The 17,707-nt window shown below is 44.7% G+C and carries 21 protein-coding genes; 12 read left to right on the top strand and 9 right to left on the bottom strand.

The window, feature by feature from the left end; genetic code table 11:
- Nucleotides 1–68: 68 nt before the first annotated feature.
- The 3 genes from dnaK to Q0110_RS12720 all read right to left on the bottom strand — a co-directional run bounded on the left by dnaK (nt 69) and on the right by Q0110_RS12720 (nt 4,268).
- Complete coding sequence (dnaK, locus tag Q0110_RS12730) at nt 69–1,994, bottom strand: molecular chaperone DnaK (RefSeq protein ID WP_297906853.1); 1,926 nt, start codon at nt 1,992–1,994, stop codon at nt 69–71.
- Between the two features lie 199 nt (nt 1,995–2,193).
- Nucleotides 2,194–3,771: an Rne/Rng family ribonuclease gene (locus Q0110_RS12725; protein ID WP_297906850.1), complete on the bottom strand. Its 1,578-nt coding sequence runs from the start codon at nt 3,769–3,771 to the stop codon at nt 2,194–2,196.
- Nucleotides 3,772–3,995: 224 nt separating this feature from the next.
- Complete coding sequence (locus Q0110_RS12720; protein ID WP_297906847.1) at nt 3,996–4,268, bottom strand: HU family DNA-binding protein; 273 nt, start codon at nt 4,266–4,268, stop codon at nt 3,996–3,998.
- 189 nt (nt 4,269–4,457) lie between these two features.
- On the opposite strand from Q0110_RS12720, the gene mutY reads away from it, so the two are divergent.
- Genes mutY through Q0110_RS12695 form a run of 5 tightly spaced genes read left to right on the top strand, consistent with a single transcriptional unit; the run spans nt 4,458 to nt 8,674 of the window.
- Nucleotides 4,458–5,537 (top strand): A/G-specific adenine glycosylase, encoded by a 1,080-nt coding sequence (gene mutY, locus Q0110_RS12715; RefSeq protein ID WP_297906844.1) that lies wholly within the window; start codon nt 4,458–4,460, stop codon nt 5,535–5,537.
- 48 nt (nt 5,538–5,585) lie between these two features.
- A complete protein-coding gene (ssb, locus tag Q0110_RS12710; protein ID WP_297906841.1) occupies nt 5,586–6,089 on the top strand; it encodes a single-stranded DNA-binding protein in 504 nt (167 codons plus the stop codon).
- Between the two features lie 25 nt (nt 6,090–6,114).
- Nucleotides 6,115–7,467: a gliding motility-associated protein GldE gene (gene gldE, locus Q0110_RS12705; protein WP_297906839.1), complete on the top strand. Its 1,353-nt coding sequence runs from the start codon at nt 6,115–6,117 to the stop codon at nt 7,465–7,467.
- A gap of 6 nt (nt 7,468–7,473) precedes the next feature.
- Nucleotides 7,474–8,055 (top strand): gliding motility protein GldD, encoded by a 582-nt coding sequence (locus tag Q0110_RS12700; protein ID WP_297906837.1) that lies wholly within the window; start codon nt 7,474–7,476, stop codon nt 8,053–8,055.
- 1 nt (nt 8,056) lies between these two features.
- Nucleotides 8,057–8,674, top strand: coding sequence for a 4'-phosphopantetheinyl transferase superfamily protein (locus tag Q0110_RS12695; RefSeq protein WP_297906834.1), 618 nt, complete (start codon nt 8,057–8,059; stop codon nt 8,672–8,674).
- A 93-nt stretch (nt 8,675–8,767) separates the two neighbouring features.
- Here the strand turns inward: Q0110_RS12695 and Q0110_RS12690 are convergent, their stop codons facing one another.
- Genes Q0110_RS12690 through Q0110_RS12675 form a run of 4 tightly spaced genes read right to left on the bottom strand, consistent with a single transcriptional unit; the run spans nt 8,768 to nt 12,235 of the window.
- Nucleotides 8,768–9,511 carry a shikimate dehydrogenase gene (locus Q0110_RS12690; protein WP_297906831.1) on the bottom strand — a complete coding sequence of 248 codons (744 nt, stop codon included), beginning with the start codon at nt 9,509–9,511 and terminating at the stop codon, nt 8,768–8,770.
- Nucleotides 9,512–9,526: 15 nt separating this feature from the next.
- Nucleotides 9,527–10,270, bottom strand: a complete 744-nt coding sequence (gene ubiE, locus Q0110_RS12685) for a bifunctional demethylmenaquinone methyltransferase/2-methoxy-6-polyprenyl-1,4-benzoquinol methylase UbiE (protein ID WP_297906828.1) — start codon at nt 10,268–10,270, stop codon at nt 9,527–9,529.
- Between the two features lie 10 nt (nt 10,271–10,280).
- Nucleotides 10,281–11,231 carry a phosphoribosylaminoimidazolesuccinocarboxamide synthase gene (locus Q0110_RS12680; protein ID WP_297906825.1) on the bottom strand — a complete coding sequence of 317 codons (951 nt, stop codon included), beginning with the start codon at nt 11,229–11,231 and terminating at the stop codon, nt 10,281–10,283.
- 11 nt (nt 11,232–11,242) lie between these two features.
- The gene (locus Q0110_RS12675; RefSeq protein WP_297906822.1) at nt 11,243–12,235 is read right to left on the bottom strand and encodes a PhoH family protein; all 993 of its coding nucleotides are present in this window, start codon (nt 12,233–12,235) and stop codon (nt 11,243–11,245) included.
- Between the two features lie 231 nt (nt 12,236–12,466).
- On the opposite strand from Q0110_RS12675, the gene Q0110_RS12670 reads away from it, so the two are divergent.
- A complete protein-coding gene (locus tag Q0110_RS12670) occupies nt 12,467–13,117 on the top strand; it encodes a DUF5715 family protein (RefSeq protein WP_297906819.1) in 651 nt (216 codons plus the stop codon).
- Here Q0110_RS12670 and Q0110_RS12665 read toward each other — a convergent pair.
- Nucleotides 13,101–13,628 (bottom strand): O-acetyl-ADP-ribose deacetylase, encoded by a 528-nt coding sequence (locus Q0110_RS12665; protein WP_297906816.1) that lies wholly within the window; start codon nt 13,626–13,628, stop codon nt 13,101–13,103. The two genes, Q0110_RS12670 and Q0110_RS12665, sit on opposite strands and share 17 nt — an antisense overlap.
- Before the next feature lie 383 nt (nt 13,629–14,011).
- On the opposite strand from Q0110_RS12665, the gene Q0110_RS12660 reads away from it, so the two are divergent.
- The 5 genes from Q0110_RS12660 to Q0110_RS12640 all read left to right on the top strand — a co-directional run bounded on the left by Q0110_RS12660 (nt 14,012) and on the right by Q0110_RS12640 (nt 15,927).
- Nucleotides 14,012–14,383 carry a DUF2141 domain-containing protein gene (locus Q0110_RS12660; RefSeq protein ID WP_297906813.1) on the top strand — a complete coding sequence of 124 codons (372 nt, stop codon included), beginning with the start codon at nt 14,012–14,014 and terminating at the stop codon, nt 14,381–14,383.
- A gap of 4 nt (nt 14,384–14,387) precedes the next feature.
- Entirely contained in the window at nt 14,388–14,627 is a 240-nt protein-coding gene (locus Q0110_RS12655; protein WP_297906810.1) for a hypothetical protein, read from the top strand.
- Nucleotides 14,593–14,937, top strand: a complete 345-nt coding sequence (locus tag Q0110_RS12650; protein ID WP_297906807.1) for an outer membrane beta-barrel protein — start codon at nt 14,593–14,595, stop codon at nt 14,935–14,937. Before Q0110_RS12655 ends, Q0110_RS12650 begins: the two co-directional genes overlap by 35 nt.
- 91 nt (nt 14,938–15,028) lie before the next feature.
- Entirely contained in the window at nt 15,029–15,658 is a 630-nt protein-coding gene (locus Q0110_RS12645) for a hypothetical protein (protein WP_297906804.1), read from the top strand.
- Nucleotides 15,643–15,927, top strand: a complete 285-nt coding sequence (locus tag Q0110_RS12640) for a transcriptional regulator (RefSeq protein WP_297906801.1) — start codon at nt 15,643–15,645, stop codon at nt 15,925–15,927. The genes Q0110_RS12645 and Q0110_RS12640 overlap by 16 nt, the downstream gene beginning before the upstream one ends.
- 110 nt (nt 15,928–16,037) lie before the next feature.
- On the opposite strand, the gene ilvA is transcribed toward Q0110_RS12640, so the two are convergent.
- Complete coding sequence (gene ilvA, locus Q0110_RS12635) at nt 16,038–17,237, bottom strand: threonine ammonia-lyase (RefSeq protein WP_297906800.1); 1,200 nt, start codon at nt 17,235–17,237, stop codon at nt 16,038–16,040.
- Nucleotides 17,238–17,334: 97 nt separating this feature from the next.
- On the opposite strand from ilvA, the gene Q0110_RS12630 reads away from it, so the two are divergent.
- The gene (locus Q0110_RS12630; protein ID WP_297906797.1) at nt 17,335–17,694 is read left to right on the top strand and encodes a thioredoxin domain-containing protein; all 360 of its coding nucleotides are present in this window, start codon (nt 17,335–17,337) and stop codon (nt 17,692–17,694) included.
- Nucleotides 17,695–17,707 lie beyond the last annotated feature (13 nt).

Here is a 17,707-nt window from a genome sequence, read left to right as displayed (position 1 = left end):
CAAAAAGCGTGCAACTCATTGAGCTGCACGCTTTTGCTTATTGTTTATTATCTGTATCCTTATCGGAATCATTTGACTTCCTCGAAGTCAACATCTGTTACATTACCATCTTTAGTGTTGTTGCTACCGGCGTTGCCTCCTGCTTGTTGGCCTCCGAAATTCGGATTTGCCTGCGGACCGCCTTGAGCACCACCCTGAGCGTTGTACATTTCTTGACTCGCAGCCTGGAATACGCTGTTCAATTCTGCCATGGCAGCGTCGACACCTGCGATATCTTGAGCCTTGTGAGCTTCTTTTAACTTATTCAAAGCACCCTCGATCGGAGCTTTCTTGTCTGCCGGAAGCTTATCTCCAAGATCTTTCAATTGTTTCTCGGTCTGGAAAATCATGCTGTCCGCTTGATTCAATTTGTCGATACGCTCTTTCTCTTTCTTGTCGGCCTCGGCGTTGGCGGCAGCCTCTTCCTTCATACGCTTAACCTCATCATCGCTCAAACCACTGGAAGCCTCGATACGGATACTTTGTACTTTACCCGTTCCTTTATCCTTGGCAGATACATTCAAGATACCATTAGCGTCGATATCGAATGTCACTTCGATCTGAGGAACACCGCGTTGTGCGGCAGGTATCCCGTCTAAGTGGAAACGACCGATAGACTTGTTGTCCTTAGCCAACGAACGTTCTCCCTGCAAGATATGGATCTCTACAGAAGGCTGGTTGTCTACGGCTGTCGTAAAGGTCTCTGATTTCTTGGTCGGGATTGTCGTGTTAGCCTCGATCAATTTAGTCATTACACCACCCATCGTCTCGATACCTAAAGACAGAGGAGTAACATCCAGCAACAATACGTCCTTAACCTCACCAGTCAACACACCTCCTTGGATAGCTGCGCCTACGGCTACTACCTCATCCGGGTTAACACCTTTAGACGGAGCTTTGCCGAAGAACTTCTCGACAATAGCTTGTACAGCCGGGATACGAGTAGAACCTCCTACCAAGATAACCTCGTCGATATCGGAAGTGGACAAGCTAGCGTCTTTCAGCGCTTGACGGCATGGTTCGATACAAGCTTGGATCAAACCGTCTGCCAATTGCTCGAATTTAGCGCGAGTCAATGTTTTAACCAAGTGCTTTGGAATACCGTTTACCGGCATGATATACGGCAAGTTGATCTCCGTGCTAGTCGTACTTGACAACTCGATCTTCGCTTTCTCGGCAGCCTCTTTCAAACGTTGTAAAGCCATCGGGTCTTTACGCAAGTCAACGCCTTCTTCACGCTCGAATTCCTCTGCCAACCAGTCGATGATTACATGGTCGAAATCATCACCACCTAGGTGAGTATCTCCATTTGTCGATTTTACCTCGAATACACCATCACCCAACTCAAGGATGGAGATATCGAATGTACCACCACCAAGGTCAAATACGGCGATCTTCATATCTTTGTTCGTCTTGTCCAAGCCATAAGCCAAGGAAGCGGCAGTCGGCTCGTTTACGATACGGCGTACGGTTAATCCTGCGATCTCGCCAGCCTCTTTGGTAGCCTGACGTTGAGCGTCGCTGAAGTAAGCGGGTACTGTAATGACAGCTTCAGTCACTTCTTGTCCCAGATAATCCTCAGCTGTTTTTTTCATTTTCTGCAGGATCATCGCGGAGATTTCCTGCGGAGTGTACAAACGTCCTTCGATATCTACACGAGGAGTATTGTTATCACCACGCATTATTTTGTAAGGTACACGAGAGATTTCTTTCTGTACCTGATCATAGGTTTCACCCATGAAACGTTTGATAGAGAATATAGTCTTTTCAGGATTGGTGATAGCCTGACGCTTTGCGGGATCACCCACCTTACGCTCGCCGCCTTCCACGAAGGCTACGATTGAAGGTGTTGTTCTTTTACCTTCACTGTTTGCGATAACAACCGGTTCGTTACCTTCCAATACGGCAACACAAGAGTTGGTTGTTCCTAAGTCGATTCCAATAATCTTTCCCATGATTGTAAATATTTTAATTGTTATTATTCTTTGTCCGTCATCCTCCTTATTTAAAGGATTCACATAGTACTCAACAAATGCCGTGCCAAAGAAGTTTGTGATGGAAAATAAATAATGCGTGTCATAAATCGTGACATTTTGACGGATTGGCAGGAAACAAAAAACCCCGGAACTATTTAATAGACCCGGGGCTTCTTTGTTATTTGTTGATTATTTCCTTTTCTTCTTTCATGTCAAGCTCATTCTTGTCGGCATCGAGGAATTTATATTCAAGAAAAGCAAGACTTTGATTGGGAATAACTTTTAAACCATGTGTGTACTTCATTTTCCACTTCATACTCAAGGGGAACAACCCCTTGTTCACATACGCTGCGACATACGGATGTACATGCAGGGTGAATTTCTTCACGTGATGTTTATTAACCAAGCAATCTATTTTTTCTTCCAGGCTGTCGGTAAACAGGATGGAAGGCTTAACTGTTCCTGTTCCGAAACAGGATGGGCAGTTTTCAGACGTATTTACATCCATTGCCGGACGTACCCGTTGACGGGTAATCTGCATCAGACCAAACTTGCTAAGAGGAAGGATATTATGTTTAGCCCGGTCATTTGCCATTGCTTTTGTCATGTGTTCAAATAACTTTTGCCGGTTGGCTGTCTCTGCCATATCGATAAAGTCTATGACGATAATACCTCCCATGTCTCGTAAGCGAAGCTGGCGAGCGATCTCGTCGGCCGCGGCGGTATTTACGTCGATAGCTGTTTTCTCTTGGGCATCACTGCCTTTAGAACGATTCCCACTGTTTACATCAATAACATGCATAGCTTCCGTGTGCTCGATAATCAAGTAAGCTCCACTCTTGTAAGTGACAGTTCGTCCGAATAACGACTTGATTTGTTTGGTGACCGCGAAATTGTCGAAGATAGGAAGCTCTCCCGTATATAATTGTACGATTTCTTCCCGTCCCGGTGCGATCAAGCTCACATAGTCGCGGACATTGTTGTAAACCTCCTTGTCATTTACATAAATATTTTGGAAAGAGGGGTTGAATATATCCCGGAGTAAAGCTACGGTACGTGCCGTTTCCTCATAAACAATAGCCGGGGCTTTGAGTTTGGGCACCTTCACGATATTATCTTCCCATCGTTTCACCAATGTCTTTAGTTCATGATCAAGCTCCGCGACACGTTTGCCTTCCGAAGATGTCCGTACGATAACGCTGAAATTCTTCGGTTTGATACTTTGGATTAACTGGCGCAAACGGGCTCGTTCCTCGCTTGATTTGATTTTGGTGGAGACAGATACTTTATCGGCGAACGGTATCAGTACGATATATCTTCCGGCAAAAGAAAGCTCGGAAGTCAATCGGGGACCTTTCGTCGAGATAGGCTCTTTAGCAATTTGAACCAACACCTCTTGTCCTACTTTCAGCACGTCGCTGATGCTCCCGTTTTTTTCGATCTCCGGTAGAATCTGTGTTTTCGACAGTACCGGTGCCTTTTTGGGATCGCTCAGCAATTGCTTTAGGTATTTCTGTTGGGTGTTGAAGTTAGGACCTAAGTCCAGATAGTGAAGAAACGCATCCTTTTTGTAACCGACGTCAATGAACGCAGCGTTTAAGCCCGGCATCAGTTTCTTAACCTTACCTAGGTAAATATCACCAACGGCAAACGACACGTTGCGGGCCTCCTTTTGGAGTTCCACAAGGCTCTTGTCTTCCAAAACGGCGATAGATACCTCTTTGGGCTGTACATCAACTACTAATTCACTAACCACTTAAGATGTGTTTTTAAGATCAGACCTTATAAAATACGCAAAGAACAAACTTAAAAGGTCACTTATTAAGTTTGTTCTTTAGAGTTTGTTAGATAGACTTATTTCTTCTTATGTCTATTCTTCTTCAGTCTCTTTTTGCGCTTGTGCGTAGACATCTTATGTCTTTTTCTTTTCTTTCCGCTAGGCATCGCTTTAAAATTTTAAATTAAACGTATAATAATTAATTACTTAACTTCTCCGATAAAAGTCTTAGCCGGTTTGAATGACGGAATGTTGTGTTCCGGGATGATGATCGTAGTATTCTTTGAAATATTACGAGCAGTCTTCTGGGCTCTTTTCTTAATAACGAAACTTCCGAAACCTCTCAAGTAAACGTTTTCGCCTTGGGCTAAAGAACTTTTTACGATATCCATGAAGGACTCAACGCTTGCCAACACTGTCTGTTTGTCGATGCCAGTGTTTTTTGAAATCTCGCTAACAATATCTGCTTTAGTCATGTCTATAAATTAATTAATTGATTTTGACCTATTAATTTTTTGGAATGCAAATATATAGCTTTTTATTTAAGTGGAAAAAGAATTGAGCTTCAATTTTTATGAAAAAAGATTCTTCTCGGTTCATAATATATATGTATGTTTGCGGTAATCAAATGGTTATGACGTTGAAAAGTGAGAATGGGAGCGATTATGTTACAATCTGAAAGTGAGTTAGAAATCAGCCGGATATTGGTTGAATGGTATGAAACCTATAAACGGGAACTTCCTTGGAGGGAAACGAGAGATCCCTACATCATCTGGATATCCGAGATTATATTGCAGCAAACCCGGGTCGTACAGGGATTAGAGTATTTTTTACGTTTCACCGGGCGTTTCCCTGATGTAGCGTCTCTAGCGGCTGCGGAGGAAGATGAGGTGTTGAAATATTGGCAAGGGCTGGGGTATTATAGCCGGGCCCGGAATTTACATGCGGCGGCTCAGTCTATCATGGAGCGGTTTAACGGTGTTTTCCCGGAGAATTATGAAGATGTATTATCCTTGAAAGGTATCGGTGAGTATACCGCGGCGGCGATCGTCTCCTTTGCTTGGAACCAACCGTATCCGGTCGTGGATGGAAATGTCTACCGGGTTCTTTCCCGCTTGTTTGCCGTGGATACGCCGATCGACACAACAAAGGGGAAAAAGCAGTTTGCGGAACTGGCCGGAATGATCTTGAATCCTAAGAATGCGGGGGCACATAATCAAGCGATTATGGAATTGGGTGCTTTACAATGTGTTCCTCAAAATCCGGATTGCGGGAGATGTCCGCTAAAAGAAAAATGCGTGGCGTTCGCTTCCGGCGATGTACAGGCTTATCCGGTGAAACAAAATAAGACAAAGACAAGAAACCGTTATTTTAATTATTTGCACATTATATATAAAGGACATACCTGGTTGAATAGACGGGCTGGTAAAGATATCTGGGCTGGTCTTTATGAGTTCCCTTTGATCGAGACAGATCACGCGATGGATTTTTCCGGATTATGTAAGACTCAAGCCTTCTGCGATCTGTTAGGAAATGCCGGAAATTTGAGTATTACCCAAGGGCTGTCGAACGTAAAGCATACGCTTTCCCACCAAATCCTATATGCCTCTTTTTATCAAATAGAAATAGAGCGAATCCCTGAATCGTTGGAAATTTACCTCTCTTTACCTTCTGAGGATGTAGGGAAGTATGCCGTTCCCCGGCTGATACATATTTATTTAGAGAAATTAAACGGAAACTTGTGAGAATGATTGAATTTGTGTTTCTTTGTATAGTTATTAAGAATTTGAGCTATGTCATTGAACAAAGTTATATTGATTGGCAACGTCGGTAAAGATCCGGACGTTCGCTATTTTGACAGTGGTGCCGCTGTCGCTAATTTCCCGCTGGCAACCTCGGAGCGGGGGTATACATTGGCAAACGGAACGGTTGTCCCGGAACGTACGGAGTGGCATAATATCGTGGTCCGTAGAGATTTGGTTCCTTTTGTGGAAAAATGGGTACGTAAGGGTTCCGGTGTATACGTAGAAGGTAAGATCCGTACTCGTAATTATGACGATCAAAGTGGCGTGAAACGATATATTACGGAAATCCATGCGGATCGCGTTGAGTTCTATAGTACGGGGTCTCGTCCGACCGATAGCGGGTATTCGACAACCCAGAGCGGTGGTATGCAGCCAAACACAGGACAAGCGGTTCAACCGGGCATGGCGCCGAATACCACTTATCAACAACCGGCCGCCTCGCAACCTAATACATTCTCGGAATCCAGTGACGCGGATGATCTCCCGTTCTGATATTGTCTAACTAATACTGCTTCCCTTGGACTCGGACTATTATTTATGGGGCTTATTTGAGAACGTAACGGTACAGGCGCTGACAGCAGGTCCTGTAATCGCATTAAGCCTCGCTTTTTTACTGCTGTTTGTTTCCGGCTTTGTGTCGGCCTCTGAAGTGGCATTCTTCTCTCTAACCCCGGGCGATTTGAATGAGATCGGGGAGGAGAGCCGCCCGGCAGATCCTGTTATTAAACGTCTCCTTGAACATTCGGAGTATTTATTGGCATCTATATTAATCGCTAATAACTTCGTGAACGTAGCGGTCGTTATGCTTTGTACTTATGCGATCAACGCTTGGATTGATTTCTCGGCCGCTCCTCTTCTCGGTTTTATCCTTGAGACGATTCTCTTGACTTTCTTGCTTTTACTTTTTGGAGAGATCATGCCTAAGATTTACGCACAGAAAAATTCTTTGCGTTTCGTTCGTTTTTCTGCGTCTGCGTTGAGTGGTGTGGAACGTTTTTGCCGCCCCTTTTCAAGAATCTTGGTAAATTCCACGTCTGTTATCAACAAAGCGTTAGCGAAAAAGAAATATGATATTTCCGTGGATGAACTTTCTAAGGCGCTGGAACTAACCTCTACTGAAATCCCGGAAGAGAAGGAGATGCTGGCGGAAATTATCAAGTTTTATAATAAGACCGCCGACGAGATTATGACTCCTCGCCTGGATATGGAAGATATCGAAATCAAGACCCATTTTCGCGAAGTGGTCAATTTTATTGTCAGATCTGGTTATTCGCGTATCCCGGTGTACTCCGAGACCGAGGATAATATTAAAGGGATCTTATATATAAAAGATTTATTGCCTTATATTGACAAGCCCGATACATTCCGCTGGCAGAGCTTGATCCGCCCGGCATATTTCGTGCCGGAGACCAAGAAGATCGATGATTTGCTGGAGGAGTTCCGTACCAATAAGATCCATATGGCGATTGTGGTCGATGAGTTCGGCGGTACCTCCGGTATCGTGACAATGGAGGATATCCTGGAGGAAATCGTGGGGGAGATCTCTGACGAGTACGATGAAGATGAACAACAATTTGTTCGCTTGGCTGACGGCAGTTTGATTTTTGAGGCAAAGATATTGTTGACGGATTTCTTCCGGGTTATCAATGCCGTTCCCTCGGATTTCGGAAAATTGACGGAAGAGGTCGAGACCCTGGCCGGTCTTTTGCTAGAGATAAAGGGAGATTTCCCTCATCGTAGAGAGATCATAGAATATAAGGAATATCGTTTCCAAGTGCTGGAAATGGATAACAGGCGGATATTAAAGGTTAAGTTTAATCGTATCCCCGAAAGTACAGAAAATGGTGAGAAAGGGGAAAAGACGAAATGATTGCTTATGAGATGGATCGTTGCTATCATAGGAAGTTTTCTGTTTTTAGGGATACCCTGTACTTCGTGCGTGGAATATACACCGAAGCCGCGGGGCTATGTCCGTATCGAACCGGCGAAAGCATGTTATAAATCTCTTGATCTTGAATCATTGCCTTTTAATTTTGATGTTTCTCAAGCCACAGTCATAGAACTCCCGGATCAAAAGACGGGAGTTGTGGGTTTGAACATCTTATATCCGGAGTTAGAGGCTAAGCTTTATTGCAGTTATTTGCCGATCACCCCCGCGTCTCTGGCAACGGCAGAGGCTGAGAGCCGTTCTTTTGTTGCCCGCCAGATAAAATCGGTAAATCGGGTTTCGGAAAAAGCATATGCCAATCCTTCCGCCGACGTTTATGGCTCACTTTTTCTTCTAGACGGTGAATCGGCTTCTCCCATACAATTCCTGTTGACAGATAGCGTATCGAATTTTTTTCGGGGCGCCTTGTACTTTGACTGTAAACCCAACGCAGATTCATTAGCTCCCGCCATCCAATATATCCGGGAAGATATTATCGAACTTATACAAACTTTTAGCTGGAAAGAATAACATGGCCTTGTTATATAAACAATCCTCTCCGTTGCATGGGGTCTGGAAAATGGAAGAAAGTTCTGACGAACTATTGAGCATGCTTGAGCACAAATCGGATTATGCCTCTTTCTTAGAGCAGGTATCGGCAGAGAAACGCCGGCAGGAGCGTTTTGCCTGTCGGGTACTTCTGAAAGAACTTCTAGGAAAGGAAACTAGGGTTGACTATCGTCCTACAGGAGCCCCGTATCTGGCTTGTATACCTTTACATATCAGTATCTCCCATACGAAAGATTTTGTGGCGGTGATCTTGGATAACCGCCCGACAGGAATTGATATCGAGTATCGCTCAGACCGGATATTGAAAATACGGAGTCGCTTTATGAATCCGGAAGAAGAAGCGGGGATTGACCCGCTGCACGAGGTCGAGCACCTATTGATTCATTGGTGCGCTAAAGAGACCTTGTTCAAGATTATCGGATGTGAGGGTGTGGATTTCCGGAAGCATCTTCACGTGGAATCTTTCCCTTATTCACCCAGCGGAACGTTTACGGGACGGGAAACCCGGACCGATTCATGCCGGGAATATAAGTTGGCATATCGAGTTACCCCGGATTATGTATTGACTTGGTTGGCATAAGTTCGTTTTTTGAACATATGCAGCCAGCTTCATGAGCCTGTGAAACCTGCTTCATTAACTTACGAAGCCCGCTGCGTCCAATTACGAGGTGATCTATTTTTGCCAAATCTCCCAAGCGGCGAAGGCTTGCAGCAGAAGCATCTCCAGTCCATTTTTCACGGTAGCCCCTTTTTCTTTTCCTTTCTTCATGAAAAGGGTTTCATCCGGGTTGTAAAGCAGGTCGTACAATAGATGGTCTGGGGTAAGTAGATCGTACGGGATATCCGGACATGAGTCTATATTCGGGAACATACCCAAAGGAGTCGTATTTACGATTACCGTATATTGCTCCATGGTTTTCGGCGTAATCTCGTCGTACGTGATACAAAATTCTTTCGGTTTGCGAGAAACCAGCGTAGCGCCGACACCCAACTGTTTCAGCCCGTGGAAGACCGCTTTCGACGCTCCTCCCGTACCGAGAATCAACGCTTTCCGGTGCGTTTCATTTAATAACGGATCGATTGATTGCTTAAATCCGATGATATCCGAGTTATACCCTTTCAGTTTCAGCTTACCGAAAAGACCTTTCGTGAATTTGATGACATTTACCGCTCCGATCTGGCGGGCATCCTCATCCAAATCGTCTAGATATGGGATTACTTGTTCCTTATAAGGAATGGTCACGTTTAAACCGTTAAGTTCTGGGTTTTCCTTGATTACGTTCTTAATCTCCTTGATGTTGGGAATCTCGAAATTTATATACTCCGCGTCGATTTTCTCCGCCTCAAACTTTTGGTTGAAATACGTTTTAGAAAACGAATGCCCGAGGGGATATCCCAGTAAACCATATTTCTGCATAACCTTTTCTTTTGTTTATTCTTTAGATCCTGTATATAATGAACAGATCCCGAAGGTAAAGGTCTGTACGCGAGCCTGCTTGAAGCCTTGGCGGGAGAGTAAATCCGTCATGACCTTCCCCTGAGGAACCACCTTGATAGAAGCCGGCAAATAATCATAAGCGGCTTTTTCTTTAGAGAGTAGACGTCCGATAAAGGGGATAACGGTCTTTGAATAGATCTGGTAGAGTTGTCTCATGGGAAAATGTTCCGGTGTGGAAAGTTCCAAGATCATGATATGTCCACCGGGTTTCAGCACCCGGTACATCTCTGAGATACCTTGCTCTATATTCTCAAAATTACGAACCCCGAAAGCGGCGGTTACGGCGTCGAACGAGTTTTCCTCGTAGGTCAAGGCCGTACAGTCTTGTTGCTCGAAGGATATATGCTCCGAATAGCCGGCGGCGGCTACTTTCTTCCGTCCCACCTCCATCATGCCCAACGAGATGTCGGCTCCGATGATATGGTCGGGATGCAGTTTTTTGTACATGGAGATAGCCAAGTCTCCGGTACCGGTAGCGATATCCAGTATCATTTTAGGGGAGAAAGGACGCAGGAAGGCGATCCCTTTCCTGCGCCAGATCTTATCGATACCAAACGAGAGAGTATGGTTGAGTTGGTCGTATGTCTCGGCTATCGAGTCGAACATATGTTTGATTTGTGTACCCTTTCGTTCCTTTTTGTTATAAGGAAGTATTGTCTCAGGACCATACTGTGTCATGTGCGGTATCTTATTTATTCTGTAAATATTCGGTAACGTTTTTCTCTATACGGTTCAATAAGTTATCGGTCTCGCCCTTTACGAATGTCTCGCCCGTGATATGCTCGAACAATTCGATATAGCGGTTGCTGATACCTTCTACGATCTCCGGTGTCATCTCGGGAACTTTTTGTCCGGATTTGCCTTGGAAACCATTCTCCATCAACCATTCGCGTACGAACTCCTTTGAGAGTTGCTTTTGGGGTTCTCCTTTGGCGAAACGATCCTCGTATCCTTCTGAGTAGAAATAACGGGAAGAATCCGGAGTATGGATCTCATCGATCAAGTAGATCTTACCATTGCGATGACCGAACTCATATTTCGTGTCGACCAAGATCAGGCCGCGTTCCTTGGCGATCTCGGTTCCGCGTTTGAACAAGGCTATCGTATATTTCTCAAGAGTCTCGTAGTCTTCCTTCGAAACCAGGCCTTTAGCGAGAATCTCCTCTTTAGAGATATCTTGGTCGTGCTCTCCGATCTCGGCCTTTGTCGTCGGGGTGATGATAGGTTCGGGGAAACGCTGGTTCTCTCGCATGCCCTCCGGCAATTTCACGCCGCAGATCTCCCGCACGCCACTTTTATAAGCACGCCATGCGCTTCCGCACAGATAACCGCGCACGATCATCTCCACCGGGAAACCCTGGCATTGAACGCCGACCGTTACCATCGGGTCCGGAGTGGCCAATTTCCAGTTCGGGCAAATATCTGTCGTAGCGTCGAGGAACTTGGCGGCGATCTGGTTTAACATTTGCCCCTTGTAGGGAATACCTTCCGGCAAGATAACGTCGAAAGCGGAAATACGGTCGGTTGCGACCATTACCAATACCTCATCGTTGATGTTGTACACGTCGCGTACTTTCCCATGGTATACGCTCTTTTGTCCCGGGAAATTGAAGTCTGTTTTAACTAATGCCTTCTTCATGACTCTTACTTTTAGTTGTTGTCTATATTCGTTTTCTTCTCTTTTGCCTCTTTGAGCTCTTTCTTCCGTTTATCGTCGAACTTATCGTAAGCCTCTACGATTCGCTGGACGAGTTTGTGCCGGACAATATCTTTCTTGGAGAACTCGATCTTGCCGATCCCGCTTACGCCCTTCAATATTTGCATGGCCTGTATCAATCCGGACGTGGTAGAAGGAGGAAGATCTATTTGCGTGACATCCCCCGTGACGATCATCTTGGCATTCATGCCCAAACGGGTCAGGAACATCTTGATCTGATGCGTCGTCGTGTTTTGCGCCTCGTCCAGTATAATGACGGCGTCGTTCAAGGTACGGCCGCGCATAAACGCCAGCGGAGCGATCTGTATCACGTTGTTCTCCATATATTCCTTTAGCTTGGCCGCCGGGATCATATCCTGCAAGGCATCGTAAAGCGGTTGCAAATAGGGATCTAGCTTGTCTTTCATCTCCCCGGGCAAGAAACCTAGTTTTTCTCCGGCTTCTACGGCGGGACGGCTTAAGATGATCTTTTTTACTTCCTTATTCTTTAAAGCTTTTACGGCTAAAGCGATAGCGATAAATGTTTTACCGGAACCGGCGGGCCCGATAGCGAAAACCAGGTCGTTGCTTTCGAATGCTTTCACCAATAGCTGCTGGTTCTCGGTGCGTGCGGTAATCGGTTTGCCGTTCATGCCGTGAATGATCAGGTTCTCCTGTTTCACGATAGTCGGCCCTTTCCCTTTGACTATATCCAAGATCACGTCTTCGGAGAGCGAGTTAAACTCCTCACAGAACTTTTCCACTTCACGGATTTTCTTGAGAAAAAGCTCAGACTCATCCTCATCTCCAATAACTTTCATTACATTTCCACGGGCGACGATACGCAATTTGGGAAACAATGTCTTGATCAATTGCATATTAGAGTTATTCACACCGTAAAAAATCACCGGGTCTACGCTTTCAAGAATATAAATTCTTTCAATCATCCGCTATTCTTTATTTTAAATTACGTTCCAAAAAGATGTGCTATTTTTTATTATTTGAATCAAGTTACAAAATTAGTAATATTCTTTATCCATTGATGCAAAGGAAGAAGTTTTATTTCACGGGAACTCTTCTTTCGGCTCTGCGTCTGCCATTGGGCGAAAAACTGATTGGAGTTAAGGAATATTTCCGGATTTTTCCGTATGTTTGTCTGGCAAAACTAGGGTAAAGGGATGAAAATAGTGTTTAATGCGATCTTATCGCTAGCCGTGATCGTGTCGGCGACGGCTTTTTCTTCTTGCAAGGAGAAGAGAGGAGAATTGAAAAAGATTTGGTACAATGGAAGCTATAATCGTGATTTTAATGATTTGAACGATGTTCATTTGTCTGTAGCGAAAAAAATCGGTATAGAACCTGTCTCTTCCAGGGAAGGGGCAGAGCATGCTTCCCGGAATATGGTGGAGATTAAGACAAACGATTATTACGAGGTAGAGGAATTGACGCATTCCATTCCGTATTTAATACCGGAAGCCGCTGATTTGCTAGAGGATATCGGGAAAAACTTTCAAGACTCGCTGAAAAATCTGAATGCTTCTATTTATAAAATAAAAGTAACCAGCGTGACCCGTACGGTTGCCGATGTCAAGAAACTGAGAAAACGGAATATGAACTCATCTCTCAATTCGGCTCATCAATATGGAACTACGTTTGATATATCATGGGTACGTTATACCAAGGTAGATGAGGAAGATACCTTAAACATAGATAAGGATCGCTTGAAAATGGTGCTTGCTTCCGTGCTTCGGGATCTGCGCAGGGCAGATCGTTGTTATATCAAGCACGAACGCAAGCAAGGGTGTTTCCATATTACGGCTCGCGAGTAGCTATTTGTTCTAGCGCTCTCGCGTAAACGGATTTATCGTATCCGGAGAAACAGCACATTACGACTTGCTGGATTTCCGGATTCTTATTTAAGAACGTGGCGATTGTCCGGATCGCTATTAACGCCGCGTCCTCGACCGGGTAACCATACACGCCGGTACTTATCGATGGGAACGCGATTGTTTTTACTCCGTTTTTTATCGCCAGGCATAGAGAATTACGATAGCAATTCTCTAATAATTCGGGTTCGCCATGCCGTCCGTCCCGGTAAATAGGTCCGACGGTGTGGATCACGTGACGGGCCTTTAGCCGATACCCTTTTGTTATCTTGGCCTCTCCGGTAGGGCATCCGTGTAAAGTACGGCATTCGGCCAGAAGTTCCGGCCCGGCGGCCCTGTGAATAGCTCCATCCACGCCACCACCGCCTAGCAGACTATTGTTTGCGGCATTTACGATAGCGTCTATATCCAGTGTCGTGATATCCGCTTGTATAACGGTTATTCGTTCATTCATGTCTTTAGTTGTTTATAGATTGTTTTTGTGATCTATATAGATGTGTTCGATGTGCGCAATATAGTGAAAAAGTTGCTTTGCCTCAAACTTAAAATACTTGTTTTGAAAACATGTACGTGTTTTCCCAAAAAGACGTACATGTTTTTCTGGAAACACGTACATGTTTTCAGGGAAGGTTGGTAAAGTGATTTTGACCATATTTTGTGGTGTTGGATTTTTATTGAAATATTTTATAATATGATTTGGTTTATAAAATAAACTTATCTATATTTGCGTTGTGCAAAGAGTAATGCGCAGCTCCTTTGCATTTTTTTATCCATGGATAGTTTATAAAATAAACTTGTTTGTAATAACGGCGATAAAATTAAGAGGAGGAAACTAAAATGAGGCGAGTTCTATTCATATTATCTTTATTCGTGTTAGTGTGTAGTTGCGTAGAGGCACGTACTATTATCGTAGAGGTGGTTAATATACGAGGTAACCAAGGAAATATCTTAGTTATGGCTCAGTCGGGAAAAGAGACTAAGCCTGTTTATGGCATGACAAAGTCCGAGAAAGGGAAGGTCACGATCCGGTTGGAAAATGTGAACTGGGAAAAGTTTGACCTATCTGTATTTCATGATGAGAACGAGAATTGGCAAATGGATATGCTGGAAGGAAAAGGACCTGCGGAGGGATATGCGTTGAAAAGTTGCGAGGTGAAGGGTGAGGAAGCGACTTTCAAATTGAAACTGTATTATCCGGTAAACGAATAGTGCCATGACACGGGTTTTGTTACTATCGCTTTGGATTTTGGCGATAGGTTGGTGGATTGCCCAGGATGCCTTGGGGCAAACGATGTATAAAGGTCATGTTTCCGATACGAAAGGGGATGTCGTGGAATATGCGACCGTTGTGCTTCTATCAGGAGAGGTACAGGTAGCAGGTGCCGTGACAGTTCGCGAATGCGGTCGCTACTTTTACGTTGCCTGCCGGTTTTACGGTAGAAACCCGGTATAATGGTACGAGCCGGCTGTATTCCGGTAATAGCGAGGTTGCTCCTCGGCATACGGTTGGAATAATGGCGAGGAAGAAGCTCTTGAATGATAAGCTGTTGCTAGCTGTTTCGGTTGATAATATCTTTAATCAAGCCAATGAGTATGCCAGTACGTTGGATACTTATCGAGTGGCTTCCCGCTATGTGAACGGATTTGTCGGAAGGGTCTTTAAGGTCGCTTTGACATGGAGTTTCGATAGCGGGAGGAAGATAAAGAAGGGCAAGATTGAGGTAGGTTCCGGTTCCGAGCGGGGGCGTTTGCGTGAAAAATGATAACTGAAAAGTTGTTCGGAAATACCAATGACTTTATCTTTGGATATGATTTGTTTTTTTATATTGAATGAGAAATAAAATAAATACAAGTATGGAAGAGAGAAAATTATCGGAAAAAGAAAGTCTGGATCTTATCACTCAGATGATAAATTCCACTAAGCGAAATATGGAGGTGGGGAGTGGCAACGTATTTCTTTATTGGGGGTACTTTACGGTGTTCCTATCGATCGTGATAAGTATCCTGATAATGTGTACTCAAAGTTATATTTGGTCTTGGGGATGGATGGCTATGTTTATGGTCGGGCCGGTTATCTCGTATAAGCAGAGAGGGCACGAGCCGGCCGTGGTGACTTATACGGATAAGACGATCTCCAAGGTTTGGCAAGTGTTTGGTTGCATGTTTGGGTTGACGTTCGTCTTGATCGCTATATTTTGCTCATTCTATGAGCGATCGTTCAATTTTATATTGATGCTTCCTTTATCGTTGTTATATTGCGGGTTAGGGGTATCGATAAACGGCATAATCTTACGGGAGAAATGGATGATCTACTCTCCTGTGGTCGCGTTCGTTTTGGTTATCTATATGTTGATGGCTTTGATGGAGCATGGTTCCGTCACGGTTTTGTGGAATTTGTATTTTGGACTTTCTTTTATAGTGATAATGATTATTCCCGGGCATATTCTTAACAATAAAGCTAAAAAACAATGTTTAAAGAACTAGATCCTTTGTTGCATTCCCAACTCCGGCTGGCGGTAATGTCTATCTTATTGTCGGTGGAGGAGGCTGAGTTTGTATATATCAAGGAGAAGACGAATGCTACGGCGGGAAATCTGAGTGTCCAGCTAGACAAACTTAGCGAAGCTGGTTATATCGGGATAGAGAAAGGGTTTGCCGGGAAGAAACCCCGAACGGTTTGCCGGATCACAGACAAGGGACGCTTGGCGATGGAGGAGTATGTGAATACATTGAGACAATATATTAATATCTAGCTTGTGCCATTCTTGCGGCACGGTTGTGTCACCGTGATGGCACGACTATGCCATAAGGATGGCACAAGCTTGCCACTGGGATGGCACGGCTGTGCCACGCCTATGGAAGTTTATCCTTCCACGATCTTATATCCCGAAACGGTGAGTAATTGCCGGATCTCATTGATCTGTTGTTGATTCCTTGTTTCCATCTCCAACCGTAGATAACAACCGTTGATATCAGCCGTATGGCTGACGCGCTCGTGATATACGGAGACCACGTTGGCGCCGGTAGAGGCGATGATCTCGGATACATGCTGCAATTGCCCGGGCTTGTCGACCAACTCGATCGTCATGGAGCAAGAGCGGCCGGATTTTTGCAAACCGCGCCCGATAACCCTGGAAAGGATATTCACGTCGATATTTCCTCCGGAAATCAGGCAGATTACTTTCTTCCCTTTGACGGGTACTTTATTGAACATGGCGGCAGCCACGGCTACGGCTCCCGCTCCTTCGGAGATTAGTTTATGTTGCTCGATCAACGCAAGGATAGCGGTAGATATCTCATCGTCTGTCACGGATACGATCTCATCCACGTATTGCTGGCAAAGATCGAACGTATGTATGCCCGGTTCTTTTACGGCGATACCGTCGGCTATCGTACGTACGTATTCGAGGCGTTCGATTTTCCCACGCTCGATCGAGTTTAGCATACAAGGAGCTCCTTTCGCTTGTACCCCGTAAATCTTGATGTGCGGATTCAGGTTCTTGATCGCGTAAGCGACTCCGGAGATCAGCCCGCCACCTCCGATCGGGACGATTACGGCTTCTACCTCCGGGAGTTGCTCTAGTAGCTCCAAGCCGATAGTACCTTGCCCTGCGATCACATCCTCATCATCAAAAGGGTGGATAAATGTATACCCTTTCTCATCCCTTAATTGTAAAGCCTTGTTATAGGCGTCATCGTAAACACCTTCGACAAGGCATACATCCGCGCCATAAGATTTAGTAGCCTCGACTTTAGAGATAGGAGCGTTGTCTGGCAAGCAGATTAGGGACTTGATTCCGTGAGCGGTAGCCGCTAATGCCACGCCTTGGGCATGGTTTCCCGCCGAGCAAGCCACTACGCCGTGCGATTTCTCTTCTTCCGTGAGTTGGGCGATCTTGAAACAAGCGCCGCGTACTTTAAACGACCCGGTCACTTGTAAGTTCTCCGGCTTTAGAAAGATATGGGATTCTGGATTGATATTGGGGGCGCTGATTAAATCAGTACGTCTGATGACTGTCTTCAAGGCATATGATGCCTGGTAAATTTTATCAAGTGTGAGCATTCTGTCTGTATGTTAAAACAATGTCGCGAAAGTATAAAAATACCGCAACCTATTCATGCTAATCTTTGTTATATTATAAATCAAAATATAGAAAAGTATGGTAGTGATCGATTTAACGAAAGATGGTTTTATTGCCAATGTAGGTGATTTTGAGGCAAATCCCAAAGATTGGAAATACATAGGAAGCCGTCCTTGCCTCATAGATTTTCATGCTCCTTGGTGTGGTTACTGCAAGCGTTTAAGTCCGATATTGGATGAGTTTGCCAAAGAGTTTGACGGAAAAATATATATTTATAAAGTGGATGTAGACCAAGAGGAGGCGCTTGAGACAGCGTTCAATATCCGTACGATACCCACATTGATGTTTTGCCCGTTAAACGGCCCCCGTGAGACGATGATTGGCACGATGGGTAAACAGGAGTTGAAACGATTGATCGAGGAGAAGTTGTTGAAATAAGGAAATAGCGTTT

It is taken from the genome of uncultured Parabacteroides sp., assembly GCF_947855115.1.
Classification (GTDB): domain Bacteria; phylum Bacteroidota; class Bacteroidia; order Bacteroidales; family Tannerellaceae; genus Parabacteroides.
The sequence above is the reverse complement of the archived record's forward strand: the minus strand, read 5'-3'. Positions and strand labels throughout refer to the sequence as shown.